This window comes from Roseicyclus sp., assembly GCF_052168335.1.
In the GTDB taxonomy this organism is placed as follows: domain Bacteria; phylum Pseudomonadota; class Alphaproteobacteria; order Rhodobacterales; family Rhodobacteraceae; genus Roseibacterium.
The window spans coordinates 1-1,442 of the sequence record NZ_JBQLZP010000131.1 but is presented as its reverse complement, the minus strand read 5'-3'; the positions used below and the strand labels follow the sequence as shown (position 1 = coordinate 1,442).

General features: G+C 65.7%; 2 protein-coding genes. Both read left to right on the top strand.

Translation table 11 applies throughout. From position 1 onward, the window contains the following. Positions 1-409: type II secretion system F family protein (locus ACTS11_RS04195; RefSeq protein ID WP_442639090.1), on the top strand; the 409-nt coding region annotated here is incomplete at its 5' end. A gap of 18 nt (positions 410-427) precedes the next feature. Then, a complete protein-coding gene (locus tag ACTS11_RS04190) occupies positions 428-1,417 on the top strand; it encodes a type II secretion system F family protein (protein WP_442639089.1) in 990 nt (329 codons plus the stop codon). The last annotated feature ends 25 nt before the right edge of the window (positions 1,418-1,442 follow it).

The following is a 1,442-nucleotide window of genomic DNA, read 5'->3' as shown; positions in this document are numbered from 1 at the left end:
CGGCATCATCGCCGACGAGGCCGCCTATGGCCGCGACGTGTCGGAGTCGATCCGCGCCATGGCCGAGCGCCTCGACATCCAGGACCTCCGCTTCCTCGCGGTGGCCGTGGGCATCCAGCAGACTTCGGGCGGGAACCTCGCCGAGATCCTCCAGGGCCTCGCCAACGTGATCCGGGCGCGCTTCAAGCTGTTCCGGAAGGTCAAGGCGATCACCTCGGAAGCGAAGTTCTCGGGCACGTTCCTGTCGTTCTTCCCGATCATCTGTCTCGTCGGCATCAACGTGGCCAAGCCCGACTACTACTCCGAAGTCATCAACACTCCCGTCTTCATCCCGGCCTGCGCGGTCGTGGCCGTCATGCTCGCGGTGAACATGCTGTTCATGCGCATGATGGTGAACATCAAGGTTTGAGCGAGGCAGGCGACCGACATGGAAATGATCCGCGAATACGTGGCCCTCGGCAACGACTGGCTCACGCAACAGTTCGGCGACCTCGGCCCGATGATCGTCGTGGGCCTCCTGGGCGTGCTGCTCATCATCCTGGTGCTGCCGGCGGTGCTCAAGCCCAACAAGGACCCGTTCAGCCGGCTCAAGTCGTCGGAGGAAGGGGAAGCCCAGTCGAAGGGCGGCAAGGCGCGCGGCCTGCGCGTCGGCGGCAAGGACCAGCGCCTCGACCGCTTCTCGCAGTATCTCCAGCCGCAGAACGTCGACGAGCTTTCGGCATCCCAACTGACGATGATCCGCGCGGGCTACCGCTCGAAGGGCGCGGTGCAGATGTTCCACTTCCTGCAGCTCGTGGGCGGGATCGGCGGCCTCGTGATCGGCACGCTCTACCTGCTGATCGCGGGCGGCGGGTCGGCGCAGGCCTCGATCATCACCGTGCTCCTGCCCGGCTGCATCGGCTACTACGCGCCGAAATACTGGGTGCAGCGCCGCCTCCAGGTGCGGCAGGAGCAGATCATCCAGGGCTTCCCGGACGCGCTCGACCTGATGCTCGTCTGCGTCGAGGCAGGCCAGTCGCTGGACCAGGCGATCAACCGCGTCTCCAAGGAGATCGAGACCTCCTATCCCTCGCTCGCCGAGGAATTCCAGATCGTCGCCTACGAGATGAAGGCCGGCAAGGAGAAGTCCCGCGTGCTCCGCGACATGGGCGAGCGGGTGGACGTGCAGGACATCAACAGCTTCGTCACGACGCTGATCCAGTCGGCGACCTTCGGCACCTCGATCGCGGAGTCGCTGCGCGTCTACGCCGAGGAGATGCGCGACAAGCGCGTGATGCGCGCCGAGGAGAAGGCCAACAAGCTGCCCACGAAGCTGACGCTCGGGACCATGATGTTCTGCGTGCCGCCGCTCCTCATCATCCTGATCGGCCCCTCGGTCTACGGCATCGCGCAGATGCTCGGCGGCGGCGGCAAGTGAGGGGAGACGGCGCGACGGATCGGCT

Coding starts and splice junctions, on each gene's coding strand:
- ACTS11_RS04190 (WP_442639089.1), top strand. CDS start 428: ATGGAAATGATCCGCGAATACGTGGCCCTCGGCAACGACTGGCTCACG.